General features: G+C 47.7%; 15 protein-coding genes. 9 read left to right on the top strand and 6 right to left on the bottom strand.

Features of this window, described 5'->3' with window-relative positions:
• The first annotated feature begins 115 nt into the window (after nucleotides 1–115).
• Both ABEB05_RS12840 and ABEB05_RS12835 read left to right on the top strand, forming a co-directional pair.
• Nucleotides 116–3,487 (top strand): glycosyl hydrolase 115 family protein, encoded by a 3,372-nt coding sequence (locus ABEB05_RS12840; protein WP_265790714.1) that lies wholly within the window; start codon nucleotides 116–118, stop codon nucleotides 3,485–3,487.
• Between the two features lie 76 nt (nucleotides 3,488–3,563).
• On the top strand, nucleotides 3,564–3,944 hold the full coding sequence (locus ABEB05_RS12835; protein WP_265790713.1) for a hypothetical protein: 381 nt from the start codon (nucleotides 3,564–3,566) through the stop codon (nucleotides 3,942–3,944).
• Nucleotides 3,945–4,805: 861 nt separating this feature from the next.
• Here ABEB05_RS12835 and ABEB05_RS12830 read toward each other — a convergent pair.
• Nucleotides 4,806–5,510 (bottom strand): DNA-binding domain-containing protein, encoded by a 705-nt coding sequence (locus tag ABEB05_RS12830; RefSeq protein WP_265790712.1) that lies wholly within the window; start codon nucleotides 5,508–5,510, stop codon nucleotides 4,806–4,808.
• 460 nt (nucleotides 5,511–5,970) lie between these two features.
• Here ABEB05_RS12830 and ABEB05_RS12825 point away from each other — a divergent pair, with 460 nt between their 5' ends.
• Together ABEB05_RS12825 and ABEB05_RS12820 are read left to right on the top strand one after the other, a co-directional pair.
• Entirely contained in the window at nucleotides 5,971–8,250 is a 2,280-nt protein-coding gene (locus ABEB05_RS12825; protein ID WP_265790711.1) for an alpha/beta hydrolase, read from the top strand.
• 139 nt (nucleotides 8,251–8,389) lie between these two features.
• On the top strand, nucleotides 8,390–9,763 hold the full coding sequence (locus ABEB05_RS12820; protein WP_265790710.1) for an Nramp family divalent metal transporter: 1,374 nt from the start codon (nucleotides 8,390–8,392) through the stop codon (nucleotides 9,761–9,763).
• 109 nt (nucleotides 9,764–9,872) lie between these two features.
• Here ABEB05_RS12820 and ABEB05_RS12815 read toward each other — a convergent pair whose 3' ends face one another.
• The 5 genes from ABEB05_RS12815 to ABEB05_RS12795 all read right to left on the bottom strand — a co-directional run bounded on the left by ABEB05_RS12815 (nucleotide 9,873) and on the right by ABEB05_RS12795 (nucleotide 16,622).
• Entirely contained in the window at nucleotides 9,873–12,518 is a 2,646-nt protein-coding gene (locus ABEB05_RS12815) for a TonB-dependent receptor (RefSeq protein ID WP_265790709.1), read from the bottom strand.
• Between the two features lie 9 nt (nucleotides 12,519–12,527).
• Nucleotides 12,528–13,493 (bottom strand): FecR family protein, encoded by a 966-nt coding sequence (locus ABEB05_RS12810; RefSeq protein ID WP_265790707.1) that lies wholly within the window; start codon nucleotides 13,491–13,493, stop codon nucleotides 12,528–12,530.
• A 13-nt stretch (nucleotides 13,494–13,506) separates the two neighbouring features.
• Entirely contained in the window at nucleotides 13,507–14,979 is a 1,473-nt protein-coding gene (locus ABEB05_RS12805; RefSeq protein WP_265790705.1) for a DUF5666 domain-containing protein, read from the bottom strand.
• 101 nt (nucleotides 14,980–15,080) lie between these two features.
• Nucleotides 15,081–15,671, bottom strand: a complete 591-nt coding sequence (locus tag ABEB05_RS12800) for an RNA polymerase sigma factor (protein ID WP_265790703.1) — start codon at nucleotides 15,669–15,671, stop codon at nucleotides 15,081–15,083.
• A gap of 171 nt (nucleotides 15,672–15,842) precedes the next feature.
• Entirely contained in the window at nucleotides 15,843–16,622 is a 780-nt protein-coding gene (locus ABEB05_RS12795; protein WP_265790701.1) for a hypothetical protein, read from the bottom strand.
• A 338-nt stretch (nucleotides 16,623–16,960) separates the two neighbouring features.
• Here ABEB05_RS12795 and ABEB05_RS12790 point away from each other — a divergent pair, with 338 nt between their 5' ends.
• The 5 genes from ABEB05_RS12790 (at nucleotide 16,961) to ABEB05_RS12770 (ending at nucleotide 23,822) form a co-directional block, all read left to right on the top strand.
• Complete coding sequence (locus tag ABEB05_RS12790) at nucleotides 16,961–17,401, top strand: hypothetical protein (RefSeq protein WP_265790699.1); 441 nt, start codon at nucleotides 16,961–16,963, stop codon at nucleotides 17,399–17,401.
• Between the two features lie 62 nt (nucleotides 17,402–17,463).
• Entirely contained in the window at nucleotides 17,464–18,702 is a 1,239-nt protein-coding gene (locus tag ABEB05_RS12785) for a TolC family protein (protein ID WP_265790697.1), read from the top strand.
• A gap of 4 nt (nucleotides 18,703–18,706) precedes the next feature.
• The gene (locus ABEB05_RS12780; protein ID WP_265790695.1) at nucleotides 18,707–19,003 is read left to right on the top strand and encodes a hypothetical protein; all 297 of its coding nucleotides are present in this window, start codon (nucleotides 18,707–18,709) and stop codon (nucleotides 19,001–19,003) included.
• 44 nt (nucleotides 19,004–19,047) lie between these two features.
• A complete protein-coding gene (locus tag ABEB05_RS12775) occupies nucleotides 19,048–20,703 on the top strand; it encodes an efflux RND transporter periplasmic adaptor subunit (protein WP_265790693.1) in 1,656 nt (551 codons plus the stop codon).
• Between the two features lie 38 nt (nucleotides 20,704–20,741).
• Nucleotides 20,742–23,822 carry an efflux RND transporter permease subunit gene (locus ABEB05_RS12770; RefSeq protein ID WP_265790692.1) on the top strand — a complete coding sequence of 1,027 codons (3,081 nt, stop codon included), beginning with the start codon at nucleotides 20,742–20,744 and terminating at the stop codon, nucleotides 23,820–23,822.
• Nucleotides 23,823–23,833 lie beyond the last annotated feature (11 nt).

Raw genomic sequence — 23,833 nt, 5'->3', positions numbered from 1 at the left:
GTATTATGTAATTTAAAGAATAACTTTTGATCCCTGTATTACATCCGTTGTAACAACCGGTATACTGTAAAATCAATACATAATTTTAGTAGTAGATTCTCTAATGTAATCCTCTATGAATTATAAAATAATTTCACTGGTACTTTTGATGCTGACCGTATTAGGCTGTCAGAACGCCTTTGCCCAATTTACCATTGCAGACCAGGATGGTGCCACCTCCATCGTCTATGATATTGAAAGTTCAGCTTTGGACTCTATTGCAGCACACCTGTTGGCCCGAGATATTGAAGCCGTAACCGGCCAGCGTCCTGGGATTTATACCAGCTTTGAGGATGTACAGGGGAATGTGATTATTCTTGGCGATATCAGCTCCAATCTGATTAGCAGCCATCTCGATACTTCTCGCCTTTCGGGCCAATGGGAAACCTATGGACGAGTATTTAAAGCCGACCCTACAGCTTCCATCAATCAGGCGATGTTCATAGCTGGCAGCGATCCCCGGGGTACTGCCTACGGGGTCTTTGATTTGTCAAAAGAAATAGGCGTTTCGCCCTGGTACTGGTGGGCAGACGTTCCGGTTAAAAAGAATAATTCCCTGACCGTAAGCAACAAAGGCACCTTTTCAACTTCTCCCTCGGTTAAATACCGGGGCATTTTTCTCAATGATGAGGGTTGGGGCCTGGAGCCCTGGGCCTCCAAGACATTTGAGCCCTCCGTCCGTAATATGGGTCCCAAAACCTACGCCAAAATCTTTGAACTGTTGCTGCGCCTGAAAGCCAACATGGTTTGGCCGGCGATGCATCCGAATACCGAACCCTTCTTCCAGGTGCCCGGCAACGCAGAGATTGCTGAGAAATGGGAAATAGTGGTGGGCACTTCCCACGCCGAGCCGATGCTTCGCAACAACGTGGGCGAATGGAATCACGAGGCGATGGGGGATTTCAACTATCAAACCAATGCTTCTTCGGTATACGATTACTGGGAGCAGCGGGTCAAACAGAGCCAGGGGATGGATGCTATCTACACGGTTGGCATGCGCGGTGTTCATGACAGTGGTATGGAAGGTGTAGACTCTATGGATGAGGCAGTCAATGCCCTCGAGCAGGTGATTTCCGATCAGCGGGAACTGCTAAGCAAATATATTAATAAAGATGTGTCCGAAGTCCCCCAGTCGTTTACTCCCTATAAGGAAGTGCTCGATATATACGAGGCCGGGATGGACGTGCCCGAAGATATCACCATCACCTGGCCCGACGACAATCACGGGTATATTCGACGGTTTTCTGACCAGGCTGAGCAGCAACGCCCCGGTGGTGCTGGGGTGTATTACCACTTGTCGTATCTTGGGGCGCCCCATCCCTATATCTGGCTTTCCCCGACCACACCTGCCCTGGTTTGGCGGGAGATGAGGCGCGCCCAACTACAGAACATGAGTGAAATATGGATTGCCAACGTGGGGGACATAAAACGCCGCGAATGGGAGACCGAATTTTTCATGGTTCTGGCCTGGGATATAGACTCCTGGGCGCCGGAGAACATCCAAGACTATTTTTCGACCGTCGCCTCACGCGACATTTCTGAAAAGTATGCGAACCAGATCTCCGAGCTGATGTGGGAATACTACCGGCTTGCTACCGAGCGTAAACCGGAATTTATGGGATTCAATAAATCGCAATGGGCCGGGTGGCCGCCCGTTCAGGATCCTTTCTACAGCCTATGGAATTATAATGATGAGGTCCAGCAGCGAATACAAAGCTACCAGGATTTGCAAACGCGGGCAAAGAAACTTTCGGAAGAGATTCCCGCCGAAGCCGCGGATACTTACTTTGAGCTGGTCTATTATCCCATTGCCGGGGCCACGGCCATGAATGAGAAGTGGCTGTACGGGTATAAAAGCAGGGAATACGCCAAGCAGGGTCGGGCGGTTGCAAATCAGTTGAGCGATTCGGCATTTGCGGCTTTTGAGGAGATCAAACAGCTGACCCGACATTATAACCAAGAGGTGGCTGGCGGTAAATGGGAGCATATGGTTGATTATAGTCCCGGGTATGAAAAAGGATCGTCGGTATTTTTTGAACCGATCACCACCCGCATTGAAACGGAAGACGTTCGGGGTGTAGGCGTGGCTATTGAAGGCCAGCAGGATCCGCTGCAACCGTTAAAAGGTAATCTGCCCGATATCACCACCAGGGAATCAACCATAACAATGAGCGCTATAGAAGCCAATATATCCGGGGAGCTTACGACCGGAAAAGATTCGTCCGGGATGTTTCTGAGGTGGCCGGAAGACGGGACCGGCAGAACTGTATCTGGCCCTGAATACTATGATGTGATTCCCTATGAGGTGAATAATCCCATGAAAGCTGTGTTTGAATTTAATGTTAAGGAGGCTGGTGGTACCCACAGACTCAACTTGTCGGTCGATCACCCTGATGAAGGCAGCGACTCCTGGTGGGTAACCGTCAATGATCATGCACCTATAAAAGTTGAAGGCTCTGTTGGTTGCATCCAACAGTTGGAAGTTGACGATATTGTATTGCAGCCTGGCCGGAACACATTGACAATTCATCCCCATGAAAGTGGAGGAAAGCTGTACGGAGTAGAGTTCGTCCAAGAATCGCGTCAACTGTCGCCCAGTTTCACAGAAGAAAATAGTCTCCCGACATTTAATCGCTATACCCAGCAGCGTCATTTTATCGACATTTTTAGCCGCGGGCAGGAAGCCGAGGAGTGGTCGGCCGAAAGCAGTGCTCCCTGGATTCAGCTGAGTGATGACAAGGGATTACTCAGCGGCGGCTCCGAACGCATCTGGGTAACAGTCAATTATGAGGAAGCGCCAGCTGGACAGGATATTAGTGGCAACATCGACATTACGAGCGGGGAGCAACGCTACCGGGTAGCCATCCCGGTGTTCAACCAAAATCTGCAGGTGCCATCAAACGCCTTCATCGAGGCCAACGGCGTGATTTCCATGCCGGCCAGTCAGTACCATCAAAAAAAGGCGGCGAATACGGCTTCTTGGCGTTCCGTAACCGGATTAGGACGAAGCGGTTCGGCCATGTTGCTGGAGCCGATGAAGGGATGGTACATTGAGGATCTGTCTCAGGTCCGGGAGGTTTCTCCCGTGCTTGAATATGATATGGTGGTTACTGAGGGCGGGCCGGGCAATGTAATCGTCGAAGGGGTACCGGCCTTTCCATTGAAAGAATCCCAACCGATGCGATGTGCGATAAGCATTGGCGACGGAGAGCCACAGTGGATTACCTTTGAGATGGGAAACCCGGGCGGGCAACCATGGATAGATAATGTGCTGGAAAGCCGTATGGTCGGAACGGGGCAACTGGACCTTGAACCCGGTACGTACCGCTTTAAGCTGTGGGGAACAGATCCTTCCGTCAATGTTGATCAAATCATGATTGACTTTGGAGGCCTGGAGCCATCGTATGGGGGACCGCCCTCCACAAAGATAAGTCGTGAGAAAAAGTAATGGACTGACATCATATACTTAGAATTCTCTGTTTTTCGTAAATAATGTTACCTTGTTTTTGTATTTTACCGCCTAAATGAAGAGATATATAAATATCTTCCTTGTATTTCTTGCAGTCGTGTTTTCCTGGCATACGCTGGGCGAAACTGCATTGGCGTACGGCAGTCATGATGTTGCTACAATTGAAGCGACAAAAACCAAGAGTGCTTCATCTACCCATCCTTATGGAAAGGCAAGATCGCTTGTAGCTCATAATAGTGCGGAAGGAGAAGTCTATATATTTAACTCACTTTCCTGCTGTAACACGATTTATAATTCCCAGGAAGACACTTATGAGAATACTGTAGTCGAAGCGTATGTACAGCGACATGCAGCTATCCTTCTGCTAAGAGCTGCTTCTATAGCCATTCATCCAACAATCAGAACCCTTCTTTTTCCCTTTCATTTTTTCTTGTAACCATCTTGCTTAGATATATGCGACTATCACGTCGTAATCCATTCTCTTAAATAACCCCATCCCCACGGGGATGGAATACACCTTAAATAAAATTATTGCAAGATGGATATTAGTTTAACTACTTTAATTATCACTATTGTAGTGTCTCTATTCTTCATTATTCCTATTGTCCTTGATCAATGGAACAAAAAAAAGAAAGATAATAAACAGTAATATCCGGAGCGGTTTTATCTGTTTACGATAGCAAAATAGTTGTTGGCACAATAGCAGGTAAAACCGCTCTATTTTTCACTGGATATGCGGATACCGGCTTTTAATCTTAGTTGGCTTGCTGCAAAGAGGCGCGGTGATTGCTGTATATCCATAAGCCGATGATAATGCTGGTGATCAAGGCTTGACCCAGGAATATCTGCCCCCCGTTACAGCTGTCGATATAGTGCTGATACATGCACATTATGCGATCTTCCCACTCCCGACCCACCTGTTCCGGACCTGAATAGAGATTATCTTATTTGTTAATGGTTGGGATGCTGTTAAATACCGGTTGAGCTATTAAACCCAACCGGTACTATGAAATGTTTCGTCCCCGTACTTCCTTATTGATATAATGGCTTGTTCTGTATTTCTTGCCTACTAAACTTATCCCGTTCCCGGTAGTAGTTGTAATACTGAGTCCCGGTGCCAGTGACGCTGAGCCTCGGTGTCAGTGACACTGACTGGTAATGTTAGCGCCAATGACTCCCAGTATTAGTATCACTAACTCCTGGTGTTAACGACACTGGCACCCAGTGTTAGTGGTACTAAGTCCGGATGACAGGGCCATTATCATGATAAGGTACGGTTCCGACCATCGGGGAGTCGTTACGGTGCTACGGTTACTGGATCGGCAAGGCGGCCTGACCGCAGGGTTGAGGCGCCGTATGGAATACTGCGCACTTCCAGTCGGTATTCCCCTTCGGGCAGATCCGGAAGCATAAAGATAAGTTCTTTCGGCATATTGCGAAGTGGGGACCGCTCCACCCGGTGCTCGCTTTGATCCCCGGTATTGATAAAAAAGATGCCCTGCTTGGGATCTTCGTCGTCATATTTCAGCAGATCCCCTTTGATACGGGCGCCGCCACCGGGGGTAATGATCTCGTTTCGTGTATCTGAGATATTATCAAAAAGGTAGTTGATAGAAGGGGCTGCTTTTACTCTCTGTACCAGGGTGGGACGGATGGAAGCCGGAATGTCTCGAAGGCGTATCCCGGAATTGATATTTAACCGAACACCGTGCTGGTTTGGATCGAACAGCTCATCTTTTCCTTTAAAAACCCCTGTTACACTTGATGACAGGTTAACTAAGGGCGTAATAACCGTATATCCTTCTTTCAGGAATTCTGTGATCCCCCGTGTAATCTCCTCGAACACTGCCATGGCCTCGGCGGTGGTAATGGTGGATCCCTCGCGGGTCATATTTTTAAATACATCCTCAAGCGTATAGCTTTTGCTGTTTCGGCTTACCGCCCGGTAATCATTCGGGTTATCTGTGATATGGGTAGGCACCAGGTGATATTCAAGACTCATAGTTTTATGATTTTATTTAGGGTTGCCGGCAGCAGAAATGGCGGGCTTTTGAGACAGGCAGCCCGGATCCGCGTCGGGTTTTATTTGTTTAGGATAGACGCAACCGAAGCTACGTCCAGGTTCTTGATTTACGTTTTTTTAATAAGGTTTCTCGTAATGATTTATACCCCTGCCCCTACTATACAAGAGTAAAAACAGAGCGATTTGTTACAAAAAAATGTTCCGTCCGGTATATTTCTTCTCAGATATTGGCCCCAAAATAGACGTTAAGATTACTATAAGGCCGATTTTTCTAAATAATTATTTTGTGATTTTTATCGGATATAAAAAAGGACCATGCCCCTGGCGAAAAGAATTTAGGCGGCAAACCACTTAACCAAACTTTATGCATTTTTAATATCTCTTTCGCATATTGGAAAAGAATATTATAAAAGGGATACCCAAATTTTAAAGCAAAAATATGATGCAAATACAATTACCGGCAAAGCCTAGACGCCGACGGCAGCAGATGGGATGGTCAGAACGATATTCCGGAATTCTTAAGCTTCTCTGTTGTTTGTCTCTGGTTTTTTTGTTTACAAGCAATAGTGCCAGGGCACAGGATGATCTGAAAGTCATACAGGGGGAAAGCAGCAATAGCAATTGGATTCACTTCAGCGATGCACACAACGCGCTGTACCATCACCTTGCCGGCCAGGCGTATGATCTGTTGGACAAACGATCTGCCACCATATCCGAGTTAAATACGTTGTCCGATTGGCAGAAAAGACAGGAGGAAGTACGCCAAACGCTCACAAGAATTGTGGGACCCTTTCCTGAGAAAACGCCTTTAAATGCAGAGGTGATGCGGACGATTGAGAAGGATAATTATAAAGTGGAGCATATCATTTATGAGTCACAGCCGGGATTTCATGTCACTTCTTCCCTTTTTATTCCCAGGGATCTGCAGGAGCAAGCCCCGGCCATACTCTACCTGAGCGGACATACCCAGGATGCATACAGAAGCTCCACCTATCAGGATACCATCTTGAATTTAGTGAAGAAAGGGTTTGTGGTATTTGCTATCGATCCGGTCGGACAGGGGGAGCGGGTGGAGTATTACGATCCTGAAAGCGGAAGCTCAATCGTCGGCAGTGCAACAAGAGAGCATTCCTATACCGGGGCACAGGCTTTTATCAATGGCAGCTCCCTGGCGCGATATATGATTTGGGATGGCATCCGGGCAGTGGATTATTTGCATTCCAGGGATGAGGTGGACTCCGATAGGATTGGGATAACCGGCCGCTCAGGCGGGGGAACCCAGGCAGCTTATATAGCGGCTTTTGACCAGCGCATACATGCCGCTGCGCCGGGAGCTTTTATAACGAACTTCAGGCGCCTGCTGCAGTCCATCGGTCCGCAGGATGCCGAGCAAAACTTTTATCATGGCATTGCTGCGGGCATTGACCATGCTGACTTGCTTGAGGTTCGGGCTCCCAAGCCTGCCTTGATGATCAATACCACCGAGGACTTTTTTAGTATTCACGGAGCGAGGGAGACGGCTTCAGAAGTATCGGAAATCTATGAATTATATGATCAGCCAGATCTTTTTACGGCAGTGGAAGATAGCGGAGGACATACATCCACTCCACAAAACCGAAAGGCTATGTATGCTTTTTTTCAGCAACATCTGGATAATCCCGGAAACAACACCGACCAGGAGGTGAATATCCTGAGTGATGAAGAGATTCAGGTAACCCGTACGGGTCAGCTGGCTACAGAATTTGACGGAGAAGGAGAAACCGTCTTTAGTTTAAATCGCAGGGAGGCGAAACAGAACATTGACAAGTTACGCTCGTCCAGAGAAAATCTTGAGGAGCATCTTCCTGAAGTATTGAAATCTGCTAAAGAGCTGTCCGGCTACCAGGAGCCCAAAGAAATTGAGAAACCGGTCTTTACCGGACGCATCCAGCGGGAGGGCTATGCAATTGAGAAGTACTTTGTGAAAGGCGAAGGAGATTATCCGATTCCTTACCTGCTTATGATTCCGGATCGGCCCAATGGCAAGGCGCTGCTATATTTACATCCTGAAGGCAAGTCTGCGGAAGCTGTGGAAGGTGGCGAGATGGGATGGTTTGTCCGGAATGGATACACCGTACTGGCCCCGGATTTAATTGGAACCGGAGAAACGGGTCCCGGCGATTTGGCTAATTATACGACCCAGGTCAAGGACTTTAATTCCACCTCTTTCGATGTATGGACCAATTCCGTACTCATCGGCCGAAGCATTACCGGAATACGGGCGGGAGATGTAGTCCGGCTCACCCGGCTGTTGAAAAGAGAACATAAGTCGGAAGAAATCTATGGACTGGCCCGCCAGGACATGTCGCCGGTTCTGCTGCATGCCGCTGCATTTGAGCCGTCCATCAGCAGAGTAGCCCTGCTGGAACCCTATTCTTCCTATCGATCTCTGATAATGAATCGCTTTTATGATCCCGGTTTACATAAGAGTGCAGTGGCCGGCGCGCTTAAAGCCTATGATTTGACGGATCTTGCCGCTGCACTGGCGCCGGGAAAGCTCCTGATAGCTGGAATGACCAATGGAGCCGGAGAAATGGTCGATATAAATAGTAAAACGGCCGGAAAAGATTTAGAGGTAATAAAGACAGCATATGAAGAGGCAAAGGCCCGCGACCAGCTGACCATAACAACTCAGATGAACAATATAGAGGAACTATTTGAGTATTGGATTGAGAAATAAATTAAAATAACGGCACGACTTGTCTTGTCGGTAAAAAAGCTGCTATGTGTATGGAATTCGAAGTCTGCCTATGTGTAGGCTGTAATTAATCACCCTCAGGTTCCACCCAAAGTGCAACAATAATCCAATTGAATCCTATATGAGTGAGCTAACAAAAGGTCGTCCAAAAGATCCCTATGTGCTGAAAAGGGAGGATATCAAAGAGCCTCCGAAGACTTTATTGGGAACCGTTCGGTACCTGGGGCCAGGGTTTGTACTTTCAGCGGCCATTGTCGGCTCCGGCGAGTTAATTGCAACCACCACACTTGGGGCAAGAGCTGGTTTTGTAACATTCTGGGTGATTATCCTAAGCTGCCTGGTTAAAGTAGCCCTTCAACTGGAGTTTGGGAAGCATGCGATCAGTAACGGCGAGACGATAATGAGCGCCTTTAACAAGCTGCCGGGATGGAAATTCAGAGATATTAACTGGACGATCTGGACATGGCTTTTCATTCAGCTTTTCAAACTGTTACAGGTCGGTGGGATTGTTGGGGGCGTAGCTATCACAATGAATATCTTTTTTCCATCGGTAAATGTCACTCTCTGGACATTTATAACGGCTATTCTGGCTTCGCTGCTTGTTTTCAGGGGCTATTATATTTTTGTAGAGCGTTTTTCTCTTGTGATGATTGCCTTCTTCACAGTTCTCACCTTTTTGTCTGTGTATTTTATGCAATTCACCGAATTTGCCATCTCCTGGACAGATATTCAGTACGGACTTGAGCTTAATCTCCCCACAGCGATGGTGGGGGTAGCCATCGGGGCGTTTGGTCTTACGGGAGTGGGCGGGGATGAAATTATGTACTACCATTACTGGTGTATCGAAAAAGGGTATGCCTCATATACCGGACCCGTAGAAAAAACAGAAGCGTGGACAAATCGTGCAAAAGGATGGATTAAAGTGATGTATTGGGATGCGTTTTTGTCGATGATCGTGTATACACTTGTAACGGCGGCTTTTTATATTTTAGGAGCCTCCGTACTGCATGTACAGGATCGCATTCCCGAAGGATTCCAGATGATCGAAACGCTTTCCGGGATGTACACTGAAACGCTGGGTCCCGGGGCAAGGAATGTCTTTTTGATCTGTGCGATCGTGGTTTTGTTTTCAACACTTTTTACTGCCCTTGCAAGCTGGACGAGAATTTTTTCAGATGCATTCGGAAAACTTGGCTTCCTGGATTTTCACGACATTGAACAGCGGAGAAAAGCAATTGCAATCTTTGCCTGGGTTTTCCCGATGCTTTGGGCCATCATGTTTCTCTTTGTGCAACTTCCTGTGTTGATGGTGATCATCGGCGGATTCTTCACTTCTGTACTCCTTTTAATTGTGATTTTTGCGGCGGTTCATTTCAGATATGTACAGCTCGATGCTCGCCTTAAACCCGGAAGGCTATATGACATTGCCTTTTGGTTGAGCATCATAGCTATTTTATTGGCGGCCGTGTATAGCATAATCCGGTTTTCTTTGTGAAGTAGCGTGCTTCCCAGACGAGGCGACCATCCACAGTGAAACCGCCGGAAAGGATATCAGGGATAGTTGTTTGGGGTTGCAATTGGACGGGGGAGAATCCTGCTACTTTTCAAAAGTCCACGCTGATGTTAAACGAAGGCTGGAAGCCAATGTCATAGACGTCTACGGGAACACTTCGAAACCGGTTTTGTGAGGTGTTCTGGTCGATCACAAATGAAAGTTCGCGGTACCAGGGATTCTGTCTGTCCAGAATGTTAAAAACAGAAAACGACAGGTTTAAATGCCTTTCTCCGAATGAATGAGTGTATTCGGCTGATATATCGGCACGCTGGTAATCGCCGAGGCGCTGATCATTCTGGGGTCCAAAAGTAGCGAGTTTGTTAGGGGTCCCGGTGGCATACATCCACGACAAAAACAGTGAAATATTCCTTGAAGGTTCAAAACTGAGGGTAGCGTTGTACCGGTAGGTACGGTCCCAGTCAGCAAAAAATGGTTCTCCTTCATTAATTTGGGGATTCGATAAGGTCATCTCTGAGATCGTAAACGTTTGGGTAAGCTTGATGAGCCGGTACCGGTTTTGCAGCAGAAACTCAATCCCTTTTCCCGCTCCGTTGTTATTGTTATACCAGGGATTGTCGTTAAAGGTATTGCTGAGTGAAAATGTATTGATTTCGTGAAGGCGAATGTTATCAAACTTTTTGTGATAAGCTTCGGCCCTTACAAAGAAGTGGTCGGATGGGGTGTAATAGATTCCGCCGGAATAATAGTTGACTGAGGTCGGGGGATGATCAGCATCAACCAGGGTCCAAACATCGGATGTTACGGTATTGCTGAGCGAAATTTTGTTGAGGAATTGGTGATTGCGGCTAAATCCACCTGAGACGGAGAGATCAGAATCCGGGAATAGTGTTAGTTTGGTACGGGGCGACCATCGCAAGTACTCCCCGTTCGAATAGTAATGCAACCGCGCACCGCCAAAAATATCCAGCCAGCGTACTCCACTGTAATCCAGCTGGGCATAGGCATCGGCCTGATGCGCTTCCTGGGAGGTAAAATAGCCGGGTCGTTCGAAGGAATCTTCAAAATATTCTCCCATATAGTAGTGGTAGGAGCCTCCGCCGGTTATGAGCCAGGGATCATAGGTAAATTCGAACTGCTGGTCGGCTTTTAATTCATTAAGTACGCTCTGGCTTTCATAGGGAAAAACAAAGGCCTGCAGGGCTCCGCTGCTCTGGTTGAGAGTGATATAGGTAAAATCCTCTTTATTGAAAGATGTCTGATAGATGCTTGCTCCAATCGTAGAGCTTGCGTATACATTTTCGCCCAGCCACTGCTGATACTGAATGCTTCCGGCGCCGTTTTGCCAGTCGTTAGTCGTTGATACGGGCCGGTTTTCGATATCGGTTCCGTCCGAGGATGAAAATGATCGGTACAGGCGGGTTGCTTCCTGGCGAGTGTTGTCTCCCCCGAAATACCCGCTTATGATAAATCGGCTGCCGTCAGTTCCTTCAAAATGAATTTTTCCATGCAGGTCGAAGAACGAGGCATCCGTCTCACCGGCACGGACGAGACTGGATTCAAAATTAACGAGATCATCCCCCAACACTTCTTTGTTTCTGTCTACATTCAGTCCCCATTCGATCAGGTCATCGTTATTGAGCCAGTTTAAGGTATTCATGTAGGAGGTGCGGCCTGATATAAGCCAGCTGCTGTTTCCTTTATTTATGGGCCCTTCAAGCGAAATGCGAGCAGCGGAATTGCTGATACCGGCAGAGCCCGAAAATTCTTTGGTGGAACCTGATTTGGTATACAGGGAAAGCGTACCGCCGGGCGGCGCCTGGAACTGGGCAGGGGCAATATCATAGAAAAAGCTGCTGCGCTGCAGTACATCTGAATTAAAGCTGTCAATTAACCCAAAGAGATGACTTTGATTGTAGATGGTGATATCGTCCACCAATACTTGGAAACCATCGGCCGGACTTCCCCTTACATTGAGTCCGCTACCCAGGGCCGGGGCCAGCGACACCGAAGGCAGCGTTTGTAACGCCCGGAGGGTGTTGCTTTCGCCCATGGGGCTGAATGTACCCATATCGAGAAGGTCTGAAACTTGCCGGTCGATATTACTGTAAACGTTTGTACCGGTAACAATGAGTTCGTTGCCCTCAATACGAGTGGGCTGCAGGCGGCATGTTAACTCATTAATAGCACTGCTTTGCGAAAAATCCAGTGTCAGGGTTTTGGAAGTATATCCAACATACGAGCAGCGGATTTCAAGTGAATCCCTTTCCAAGCTTCGGCTGAATGTAAATGATCCGCTTTCGTTGGCACTTACTCCCCTGGTTATCTGCCCTTCCTGCCAGGTTACGACGCCGAAAGGTAGTCGTTCGCCGGAGGAAGCATTTACTACCTGTCCCTGCACCGATACTTTTTTTGAGGTTATTCCTGCATTTTTCAGCTGGAAAATAATAGCCTGGTTGCGAGTACTGTCGATTTGCAGGTTTAACCGTTGCGGATGCAATAGATCGCGGAATCGGGGGAACAGGTTATCCGAACGGGCCGAAAAGCTCAGATTGATATCCGAAACAAGGGCTTCGCGATAGAGAAATCGGAAATCGGTTTTTTGTTCGATATCCTCAATTATTTGTAATAGCGGGGTATTACTATACTGAAACTGGGCCGATGCTAATTCCGTTAGCCCAAAGAGAATGATGGCAATAATAAGGGCTCTCCTGCTGAAAGTGATTCCTGTTTGCATAGATATTCGCTATTGCGTTTCGAAAGTATAGCTTTGGTCGCCCGTTTGAGTAAAGGTACCGCCTAATACGATTTCCAGATCTTGAAGTGCGGTTTCCAGGTTTTGCAGCGACAGTTGGCCGGTGAGTTTCTTATTACCAGTCTCTTCGGGAATGGTAATCGAAATATTAAACTCTTGTTCCAGTTCACCGATAATAAGATTCGCCGGTCTGTTTTCAAACACCAGCTGCCGGTCAAGCCAATCCAGAAATTCTTCTTTGGAGATCGATTGAAGGGTGGGGACGCTGTTTATATTGGTAACAGAAGCAGACTGCCCGGGTTCCAGCACAATACTGCTGTCCTGTTGGAGGGCCTCTATTTTAACCGCGCCTTCTTGCAGGTATACCTGCGTCTGTCTGCCCCAGGAGCTAACCGTAAAAGATGTGCCCAGCACGCTGACACGCCCGATTTCGGTTTCAACCGAAAAGGTGCGTTCCGCATTCGTGGTTACTTCGAAGAATCCTTCTCCGTCCAGTTTATAGCGTTGGACAGAACGGTCCTGTTTTAGTAAAAAAAGTTGGGAGTGTGGGCGAAGCGTTACTGTACTGCCGTCGCTGAGATTAACCGTTGTAATAGTCGTTTGAGATTCGGCCAGCAGTTCCGGCTGCTGATAGAATTCCAGGTATATAAAGCTGATCAAAGCACCGATCAAGAGTACAGCGGCGGCTGCCCATCGCAGAGTGGCTGTATGGAAGAGTTTGGTAATATTCGATTCGGAAGAGGATTGGGTTGCGGATGCAATGTCATCCCAAACCTGTCTTTTTTCCCCATCATCGATTTCGGCGGATTGTATTTTTTGTTTCCGGTACGAAAGCAGGTTTGTAACCAGTGGATCATCACTGCTGATGCTATCCAGCGAAGTCTCCTTGTTGCGGGCTCTTCCAATGGATTGGGCCAGCTGTAAATCCTTGTCGTTATGTGGAAGCTGATCAGCCATGGTCTAATTGGGATTAATCTTCTTCATCACTATCATTGCTGTCCTCACTGTCGCCACTCTCTTCTCTGTCAAAGTCTACGGATGTCGCTATTAAATCGGCATTGGAGCCCTCCCCGGCCTGTACGGCAGATCCGTCTGCTTCTACGGTATGGCCCTGGTCCAGGGCATCGGCAACCTCCTGGAGGGAGCGGTATTCACTGGAATTCTCAATAACAGTTTGGTCGTTCATTTCAACGATAACCTGATTGCCCAGAGTAAAGGTGCCAGCTTCAATATTAACGGAAGTGATTAGTTCCTCAAAATCAATTTCTTCTTCCCGGTCTTCGTCGTCATCATCATCTGCCTCATAGCCCTCTTCAAATTCAATTTCAGATACATTGAATCGCCCGTTTTGAACCAGCCCTTCGCCTTCGGTCCAAATGAGGGTTCCGTTGTTCAGGGCCTGTTGTACCGATTTCAGATCGGGATACGCATCATTATCAAATTCCGTGTCATTAGTGAGATAAACCGTTCGACCATTTACAAGGGTTACTCCTTTGCCGTCAATGTCCATCGATTGTACTCCACCCTCAAATTCATGCTCCAGGTCCTTGAGGTCTCCGTCATTGGTATTGATCTGAAAAAGGTCTAAAATGTTTTTAAAATGGAGCAGGGCGGTCCCATCTCCGCTGAGTTCGATGGTGCCTCGCATCGTTTTAGAGTCACTTCCTCTTTCGATCTTCATTTCCCAGCTCAGTGTTCCCGTGACGCCTCGCTGGATGTTGATATCTCCGGCAGGCGATTTTTCGATCTCTATATTCAGAAAGTTGATTTCCAGTTCGTAGGAACGTTCCAGTGAACCGTTGCCGGTTTCATCTATAGTAATAGTTCCCTCGCCGTTGTGTACGCCGTCGATGGACAGTGTGGAGGAGCCATCAGAAAGCCCGTCTATCAAGAAGGTATCCGTGCGAACGAAAAAGGATTCTTTTTTTAAGGTTGATATTTCTCCCTCCCGCTTTCCGTTATAGGTTATGGATTCAATACGGTCACTTTCCTGCCTGGGAAACTCAATAAAGCTTCCGCCGTTATCCCGGAAAGTATAGTACAGCGTATCGGTTACTGTTTTTTCAAATAAGCTGCGCTGTACCTCCCGTCGAAAAGAGATGGTATGAGTACCCGTTTCGGAGTCATAGGAATGCTGATAGTTTGTCTCGTTCCCTCTTCCGCTGTGGCCGTTTTGGATAACAGGAGAAGAAGGGGTGCTTTTTGAGGCCGTTTCGGCAAAATCAGTGCTTGAAAAATTAGTCAGTGCATCATTGAGGCTCAAAAGTACGCCGCTGTTATTACTGGATAACGATTCACCCAGAATTTGTCCGGCCGCCTGTAAGTCCTCTTTTGTGATGGTATCACTGTTACTGCCGCTTATACCATCCAGGGTACAGGCAGTGAATGTCAGTATAAGCAGGCTGATCCCAATTTTTGAATTTAATTTTCCGGTCTTGTTCATAATTCTTTAGTTGGTTTACCTATTGCAGGCGGTAAAATCATTGTCCCGCTCTGTTAATGGTACACCTGAGAGGGGGAGGTACCCCCAATAGAAATGTCCATTTATTGAAATTGTTTCAGAGCCTTTCGCATATCTTTGAGTGCCAGTCCCATATGGTTTTCTATGGTCTTTTTCGTTACCTCGAGGGTTTCTGCCGCTTCCCTGTAGGTGAAGTCCTCCATAAAGCAGAGCTGGAAAACGGTTCCCCGTTTTTCAGGCATCTGCTCGATAGCGCGTTCGATGGCCTGTTCGAGATCTTTAGCCCGAGCTGTATCCTCTGGCGTATGGTTCGTTTGTCGATTTGGTACCGATTCATCCGTGTTGAATTTCTTGTGATCCCGGTGATGATTGAGCATGCGGGTGTAGGCAATTTGAAAAATATAGGCCCGAAGTGATTTTTCGGGATTTATCCTGTGGCGGTGTTCCCAGATATAAATAAAAGCTTTTTGGATAAGGTCCTTAGCGGCCTCCCGGCTGGTATTCTTACTGATGAGGAAACGGAGCAGTGAATCGTAATGAGTATCAAAAAAAGTTTCGAAGGCCTTGTGATTACCCGCTTTAATTTTCTGCGCCAGTACCTTACTGTCCATTTCCTCTTCAGAAGAAGTGGCGAGGGCAATGAGTACAAACTGTAGTGCAACGGGATCGACCATCGACAATTTTATATAAATGAAGTTGTGCTTAAATAATAAGTTCTAAATGCCAAAGGTGCTAAACAGTTTCCCAGAGAATATATATTTTCTCACCATAAAAAATGGGCAGCCCGATCATTGGACTGCCCATGGATGGGAAGAGGAGACTGTTTGTATTAGTACAACTAGATGTTAGTCGTCACTGTCATCGTCGTCGTCATTATCATCGTCCTCGTCGCTGTCGTCATCATCATCTTCATCGTCTTCATCTTCTTCATCTTCATCTTCCTCAACCTCAAAGGAGTTTTCGATGTTTTCTTCGATTTTTTCTCTGTTATCGGGATTATTGGGATCCAGATCATTTCCGGAGGAATCCTTGAACCAGGAAGAAGGATCCACATTGATAGCAATGGATGGTGATGTGTTGTTGGATATTTCAAGCGGCGGATTAAATTCCAATTCGAGTTCAAAATCTTCTTTTGAGCGATAGATAAAGTCTTCTCCATTATACACACCTTTGATTACGATGGAATAACCGTCATCGTCATCATCGCCCGAATCGTTATAAAAGTCGGGATCCTGTACATTGGAGTCCTCATCCGGACCTTCCATCTCCATTTCAAACTCGTCGTAGACACCGTCGGGGACCGTAGCAGAGGTGAGCTCAAACTCGCTTCCATCCAGTGGGAGATTTACGATCAGATCATCGACTTCAAAATCCAGGGAGTCCTCATCAAAAGTACTTTCCAATTCCAGCTCCTCAACCAATAATTTGATCTCCGTTAAAGAGTCAATGGCTTGTGTGGAGGGCGTTTGGCTTGTTTTTTGGGAAGTGGCTGATGACTGAACCTTCATTTTTACGGAAACCTTCCGGTCGTTGCTGGAGCCCGGGTCGGAAATATTACAGCCGGTGAAGAGCAATAGCAGTGTTGCTAAAAACGTAAGTCCAAGTGTTTTATCTAAATAATACATAAAAGGGTACCTCTTTTTGGTTGGTGATTAGTGAAAGTTTGGATAGTGATTTATCGTCTGTCACTGTTATTACACACAGCATGCGGGGGTACCCCTAATGATTTTCTGTTAATTCCCACCAAGAAATTTTTTTGTTTGTTTCCATTCACAAAGGATAATAATGGAAATCTCTTGATCTTTTAAAGGATTTGAATATTAAATGCATGGATGGGCGCCAGGATCTTCCAGGAACCTTTACTTAGTTCTCCCTGAACCACCTTTTGGCAAAATAAGCCGGTCAGATATTGGTTAAAATTCCACATTGATATTAATACCCTTTCTGACTATCCTAATGGCAGGTGTTTAAAAGAAAAATACATATCGTCCAATCGATTGGCGCCTCACTGATAGTGGCAGCGTGTTTTTTTTGCGTACTATTCGGGCAGGGAACTCACTTCCATGATTTCGATATTCATATCGGGAATCATTTTGATCTTCATGCCCATGTACACGCCCATGAAAGTCATGAAGATGAACCATTTCAGCAGAATGCTGATCAAGACGATCATAAGCACCAGGTTAGTACTACCTCTGATATCATTGGCACGCTAACGAGCCCTACCCAGGTAAAGCCTGATATAGAAAGTTTTTTCGTGTTTTCACTGGATGCTGTAGTTGGTGCAATACATCATATAGAGCTTGATGATACTCCCACGCTTTTCGACCTGCCGCCACCAAGACCGGTAGCCAGTCAATATCACCTCTCCTCTTTTTCCCTCCGCGGCCCTCCTATGGCCTAATTTTCCCTTATTAAGGGACTTCCATTTCCTAACTGTATCATTCAAATAACAATTCAACCACCATGAACAGGTTAATTCGGTGGATGCTATTGCTGGTTTTATTTCCAGTATTTGTCCATGCCCAATCAACATCCATAACCCTAGAAGAAGCCGTAGAGCTGTTCAAAGAAAATAGCCTGCAGCAAGAGCTGGCTCGCTATGATCAGCTCCGCAAACAAGGGGAAGCCATAGAATATAAGGCATATCCCAATCCTGAAATCAGTATCAACCGGGAGCAACTAAATGCCGGAACGGTCGATTACCATGAAACGACCTATATGGTTTCTCAACCTATTGAGCTATTGGGGCAACCCTTTCTGCGCAGTAAAAGTGCTTCCAAATCCCAAAAGGCAGCCGAACTACAATTTGAATATGACCGGCTTCAGTTGATCCGACAGGTGAAATCCTTGTATGCTGAGTACTGGCAACTTTCAGAAAAGCTGGATGTGTATAATGATGCGCTCCAGGTTATCCAGAAAGCCCGGGAATCTGCCAAGGCCCGCCAAGCCGAGGGCTCATTTTCCGGCCTGCAGGTGCAACGCTTCAACGTGGAACTCAGCCGATACAAAAAACTAAGCGACCAGATTCAGCTGAATCTCAAAGAAACTGGTGACCGGCTGGCCAGCTATTTGTTTTCGGGACAGGAGCTGGATACCGAAATCCAACCTTCAGATAGCCTGACGGTCGAGCCCATCAATGTACAGGAGCAGACGCTGATACAATATGCCCTTGCCAATCGGGCTGATCTGATTGCATTAGAGGAAATAGTTGATGCCTCCGAGCTGCAATACAAGGTTGAAAAACGAAATCGCCTGCCCGACCTGAACCTCAATGTTGGATACAAAGAGCAGTCAGGTGGCGCTGAGGGGTTTGTCATCGGGGGATCCATCAAGCTTCCCATCTTTAACCAGAATCGGGGAAATGTGACGATTACCCGGGCCCAAACCCGTTCGCGGCAAACCGAACTAACCTTAAAGCAGCAGTCGGTCCACAACCAGGTGGAAACGGCCTATCAGCGAGTTGGACTTGTGTTTGAACAGTGGAAGTCAATGCAGCAGGACGGGATAGACGTATCAATGCTGGAAGCAGCCCGCGCAGCCTATCAGCAGGGACGGTATTCCCTGGTTGAGCTGCTTGATGCCACCGAAGCCTACGTTGATGGACAGATCATGATCTATGAAACGATAGCCGAATACAACCAGGCACTTTTTAAACTGGATGTACAATCCGCAGGACGAATTTCTAATTCTCAAAACAACTAATACCATGAAACGCTTACTTCTTATTCTATCAATCGCAGCAGGATTAACGATAACAGGATGCAGTGGCTCGGATGATTCCGGGCACAGCCACGGTGAAGATGGGGATCATACTCATGAAGCCCCTGCTCAACAATCAACCACAGATGACAGTGACGCCGTCCGTATTGGGGGTGACCATTCCGCAGACCATGATTCCACTCATACCCATGATAAAGAAGGCGACCACAGTCATGGAGAAGATGGGGATCATACCCACGAAGAGGATACTCATTCACATGGAGATGAGGAACACAGTCATTAATTCCTACCCATCTAATAAACTTATCACGAACAAATTTTGATGCAATGAAACAACTTATAACGTTAATCATACTTAGTATTGCTCTGGCGATGACGGGGTGCGGAGGTGCCAGTGACGAAGGTCATGTGCATGGTGAAGAAGGAGATCATACTCATGAGCAGCCCGCACAGCAAGCCCAGGGAGATCAGGGCCATTCCCATGATGGAGAATCAGATCACGGTCAAGAGGAAGGAGAACCTCAACTGGAGGGGGCCGGTGTCATTACGCAATGGACAGATAAGACAGAGCTGTTCATGGAATACCCTGAATTAATTGTAGGACAGGAAGCTACCTTCGCCGTTCATCTGACCCGACTGTCGGATTTCAAACCCATTTCTGAATCAGAAGTGAAATTCGTGTTTAGCTCAGAACGAGGCAACGAAGGTTCCCTCACCGAAACAGAAGTCCAAGTTCCCGGTATTTATGGTCCTGATGTGATTTTTGATCGAGCAGGACGGTACGACCTTATGATCATCATTCTGGGAATGGTGAATGATACGCTGCAGGTGAATGGCATTCCGGTCTATAACTCAGCCGGTGACATCCCGCAAACTCATACCGAGGAAGATCCCAACTTGATTACCTTTTTAAAAGAACAGCAATGGGATATCCCTTTTGCTACCCAAGAGGTGCAACAGCGAACGCTTACGCAAACAGTTGACGCTACCGGGGAAATTATGGCGGCCCAAAACAGCCAGGCGGTCGTCTCAGCTCCCTTTTCTGGTATTATCCTGTCCAGCCAAAATGGGAACTTACCGGTGGTAGGTCAGCAGTTGCAAAAAGGAACATCGATGGTGGTACTGAATCCCGCGATTCAGTCAGGAGGCGGCGACAATTACGCCCAGCAGTTTATTAATGCCCAATCGGAGCTGGAACTGGCCGAGGCCAACCTGGAGCGATCCAAGCGGTTGTACACAAAAGAGGCCATCCCGCAGACCGAACTTCAAAAAGCCCGTATTGAGTACCGGCAGGCATTAACGCGCTACCAAACCATCAGCGAAGTGATCCAGATAGATACAACGAATGTTGATAGCTATGGAGAATCACCACAATCATATCGCTTTGAATTGAAAGCTCCGATTACAGGCACCCTCGTTGAGTCGTACGTTACGCCAGGCATGCAGGTCGAGGCCGGACAGCCATTGTACCGCATAGCGGATGCTTCCAAGGTGTGGCTCAAAGCCCATGTTCCCGCTGCCCAGCAAAGTCGTATTGCCAATGCCGGCCAGGCGGCCTTTCGGGTGCAGGGGGATGACCGCTTGTATGAAGTCAGTGAACTGGGAGGTCGATTAATCAGTCGTGCCAACAGTGTTGATCCGCAGAACCGAACGCTTTCCCTGATTTACGAGCTTGATAACACCCAAAACGGGCTTCCCCTGGGCATGTTTTCCACAGTGCATATCAATACCGATACCAAAGAGAATGTCTTGGCGATTCCTCAGTCGGCGTTAATTGAGGAGGAAGGCAACTATAACGTTTATGTACATGTCTCCGGTGAATCCTTTAGAAAGCAGCGAGTTACGACCGGTATTGAGCACCGGGGATGGGTGGAAATAACCTCTGGGCTGGATGGTGGAGAGCATGTGGTGACCGAGAATGCTTACCAGGTGAAGCTGGCTTCACTTTCGTCTGAGGCACCTTCCCACGGGCATACGCACTAAATACGCTCTGAAATTCAAATTCGTTAAATCGTACTGATATGTTAGATGCAATAATTAAAGGATCGCTGAGGCAGCGACTCGTTGTCGTGGTTACCTCCATAGTTTTATTCATCGCCGGAGCGTATGTGGTCGTCAATATGCCCGTGGATGTGTTTCCCGATCTCACGGCTCCGACCGTGACCGTGATGACCGAAGCGCATGGTATGGCCCCGGAGGAAGTGGAGCAGCTGGTCACCCTGCCGATCGAAACGGCTACCAATGGTGCTAGCGGCGTGCGGCGAGTGCGCTCAGCTACGTCAAAGGGCTTTTCCATCGTTTGGGTGGAATTCGAATGGGGTACTGATATATACCAAGCCCGCCAAATCGTCAATGAAAAACTATCACTGGTGAGTAATCGCCTGCCGGAAGAAGTGCCTCCGCCGGTGATGGCCCCCATCACTTCTATTATGGGTGAAATTATGCTGGTGAGTGTAGAAAGCGACCGGCATTCAGAGCTGGAAATTCGAACTGCAGCCGACTGGGAGATCCGGCGACGCCTGCTGGCTATTCCCGGTGTGGCCCAGGTGGTTCCTATTGGCGGGGGGTTAAAACAGTACCAGGTCCGTGTAAATCCCGACAAGCTGAAAGCATATAATGTAACTTTAGACCAAGTGCTAGAGGCCACCGAATCCTCCAATGAGAACTTTTCGGGCGGATATTTCCAGGAATACAGCCAGCAATATACCATTCGTGGTATTGGTCGAGTTCACTCGTTAGAAGATATCAGGCAATCGGTGGTGGCCGAACGCAATAACCAGCCAATAACTATTGGCGATGTAGCTAATGTAGAAATAGCTGCCGCCCAGAAGATAGGTGACGCCTCTGTCAATGGCGATCAGGCCGTGATTATATCCATTAAAAAACAGCCAGATATAAATACCCTGGAGCTAACCGAACGGGTAGATGAAACACTGGCACAGATTGAGCAAAACCTGCCCGAAGGGTTTACGATCAATAGTCATATTTTTCGGCAGGCAGACTTTATCGATCTTGCCATTGAAAACGTAATTGAAGCGCTGCGGGATGGAGCTATATTAGTGGTAATAATTCTGCTTCTTTTCCTGGCCAATATTCGTACGACGATGATTTCCCTCACGGCCATCCCGCTGGCGCTCATTACATCGGTATTTGTTCTTGAATTTTTCGATATCACCATCAACACCATGACCCTAGGGGGAATGGCTATTGCTATCGGGGTGATTGTAGATGATGCAATTATCGATGTGGAGAACGTGTTCAGGCGGCTTCGGGAGAATGCCAAGCTCCCGGAGTCGGAGCAAAAATCAGCTATGCAGGTGGTGTTTGAAGGATCCAAAGAAATTCGGACATCGATTATTAATGCCACGCTGATTATCATGATCGTCTTTATCCCGCTCTTCTTTTTGAGTGGGCTTCAGGGACGCATGCTGAAACCGCTGGGGCTGTCCTATATCGTATCCATCGGGGCTTCCCTGGTTATCGCCATGACGGTAACGCCGGTGCTCTGTTACTATTTGTTGCCAGGCCAAGCGGCAAAAGGCAAGCTGGAAGAAAGCTGGTTCACCAAAAAGCTTAAATCGGGTTACGACCGCGTGTTGGATACAGTACTCCGTTATAAAAAAAGTGTGCTTACCGGCACGCTGGTACTGTTTTTGGGGACAATGATTATGGTACCGTACCTAGGCAGCTCCTTCCTTCCTGAGTTCAACGAGGGGACGCTGGTAATTAGCGCGGTTACCATACCGGGTACCGGGTTGGATGAATCCAATGAAATAGGCCAACGGATAGAGAATATATTGTTAGACCACCCTGCGGTTACCAGTACCGCACGCAGGACAGGTCGCGCCGAAATGTCCGAGCACGCCCAGGGGGTTAACGCCTCAGAGATTAATGTCGATTTGGAGATCCCGGAAGGCACGACCAAGGAGCAGGTCCTTGAAGAACTCCGGTCTGAATTAAACGTAGTCTCTGGAACAAACATCACGATTGGGCAACCGCTTGGCCACCGTATCGACCACATGCTCTCGGGAACGCGTGCCAATATTGCAGTCAAGATCTTTGGCCCGGACTTGTACCGCTTGCGAACCTTAGCTGAGGAAGTTCGTGGTCAGATGGAGGGGATTGAAGGTGTTGTGGACCTCTCGGTTGAACAGCAGCAGAACGTCCCGCAGATCCAGATTCGGCCCGACCGTCGGGCATTGGCACGCTATGGAATGAATATAGGCGACCTGTCGGAAAAGATAGATGTAGCCTTTGCCGGTGAGACAGTCTCACAGATTATCGAAGGGGACCAGTTGTTTGATTTGATGGTCCGTTATGACGAGGAGCATCGCGGCAGCATTAAGGCCGTGCGCAATGCTGAACTGACCCTCGAAGACGGAATAATAGTTCCCCTTTCGGAGCTGGCCAGTATCAAGTCGCGCAGCGGCCCCAATACCATTAGTCGTGAAAACGTGCAGCGTAAGATTGTGGTTTCGGCCAACGTAGCCGGGCGCGATCTGCGCGGTACGGTGAATGCGATCAGTGCCAATGTCTCGGAAAACGTCAACTTTCCACAAGGGTATTTTGTGGAATATGGCGGGCAGTTTGAAAGTCAGGCGGAGGCCACCCGCACTATCTCGTTGCTGAGTATCGTCGCCATCCTGCTCATTTACCTGCTGTTGTACCTGGAGTTCAGCTCTCTGAAAACGGCTCTGCTGGTAATGGTGAACCTACCGTTTGCCCTGATCGGCGGCATTTTTATAGTATGGTTTACCAGCGGCATCGTATCCATTGCGTCCCTGGTTGGATTTATTACGCTGTTCGGTATTGCAACTCGAAACGGGATATTGATCGTTTCACACTACCAGTATCTGCGTTGGGAAAAAGGTAAATCCTTTATGAAGGCAATCCGACAGGGTGCGATGGAACGGCTCAATCCGATCCTGATGACGGCCCTCACTGCAGGCTTGGCTCTCATTCCGCTGGCGCTGGCCGCCGGAGAACCCGGCAATGAAATACAATCGCCCATGGCACAAGTTATTCTGGGCGGTCTGATTAGTTCTACCCTACTTAACATGATTGTGATTCCGGCTTTGCTGGCACAGTTTGAAAGGGGATAATATGAGAGCTC

The sequence above is a fragment of the Fodinibius salicampi genome (assembly GCF_039545095.1).
Lineage (GTDB): Bacteria > Bacteroidota > Rhodothermia > Balneolales > Balneolaceae > Fodinibius > Fodinibius salicampi.
Note: the sequence above shows the minus strand (reverse complement) of the source record. Positions and strands in the feature narration are given on the sequence as shown.

Excerpts from the sequence above, each read along its gene's own strand:
- ABEB05_RS12780 (WP_265790695.1), top strand. The coding sequence starts at position 18,707 with ATGAAACGCTTACTTCTTATTCTATCAATCGCAGCAGGATTAACGATA.
- ABEB05_RS12835 (WP_265790713.1), top strand. The coding sequence starts at position 3,564 with ATGAAGAGATATATAAATATCTTCCTTGTATTTCTTGCAGTCGTGTTT.
- ABEB05_RS12785 (WP_265790697.1), top strand. The coding sequence starts at position 17,464 with ATGAACAGGTTAATTCGGTGGATGCTATTGCTGGTTTTATTTCCAGTA.
- ABEB05_RS12775 (WP_265790693.1), top strand. The coding sequence starts at position 19,048 with ATGAAACAACTTATAACGTTAATCATACTTAGTATTGCTCTGGCGATG.
- ABEB05_RS12815 (WP_265790709.1), bottom strand. The coding sequence starts at position 12,518 with ATGCAAACAGGAATCACTTTCAGCAGGAGAGCCCTTATTATTGCCATC.
- ABEB05_RS12805 (WP_265790705.1), bottom strand. The coding sequence starts at position 14,979 with ATGAACAAGACCGGAAAATTAAATTCAAAAATTGGGATCAGCCTGCTT.
- ABEB05_RS12770 (WP_265790692.1), top strand. The coding sequence starts at position 20,742 with ATGTTAGATGCAATAATTAAAGGATCGCTGAGGCAGCGACTCGTTGTC.
- ABEB05_RS12810 (WP_265790707.1), bottom strand. The coding sequence starts at position 13,493 with ATGGCTGATCAGCTTCCACATAACGACAAGGATTTACAGCTGGCCCAA.
- ABEB05_RS12830 (WP_265790712.1), bottom strand. The coding sequence starts at position 5,510 with ATGAGTCTTGAATATCACCTGGTGCCTACCCATATCACAGATAACCCG.
- ABEB05_RS12795 (WP_265790701.1), bottom strand. The coding sequence starts at position 16,622 with ATGTATTATTTAGATAAAACACTTGGACTTACGTTTTTAGCAACACTG.
- ABEB05_RS12840 (WP_265790714.1), top strand. The coding sequence starts at position 116 with ATGAATTATAAAATAATTTCACTGGTACTTTTGATGCTGACCGTATTA.
- ABEB05_RS12825 (WP_265790711.1), top strand. The coding sequence starts at position 5,971 with ATGATGCAAATACAATTACCGGCAAAGCCTAGACGCCGACGGCAGCAG.
- ABEB05_RS12800 (WP_265790703.1), bottom strand. The coding sequence starts at position 15,671 with ATGGTCGATCCCGTTGCACTACAGTTTGTACTCATTGCCCTCGCCACT.
- ABEB05_RS12820 (WP_265790710.1), top strand. The coding sequence starts at position 8,390 with ATGAGTGAGCTAACAAAAGGTCGTCCAAAAGATCCCTATGTGCTGAAA.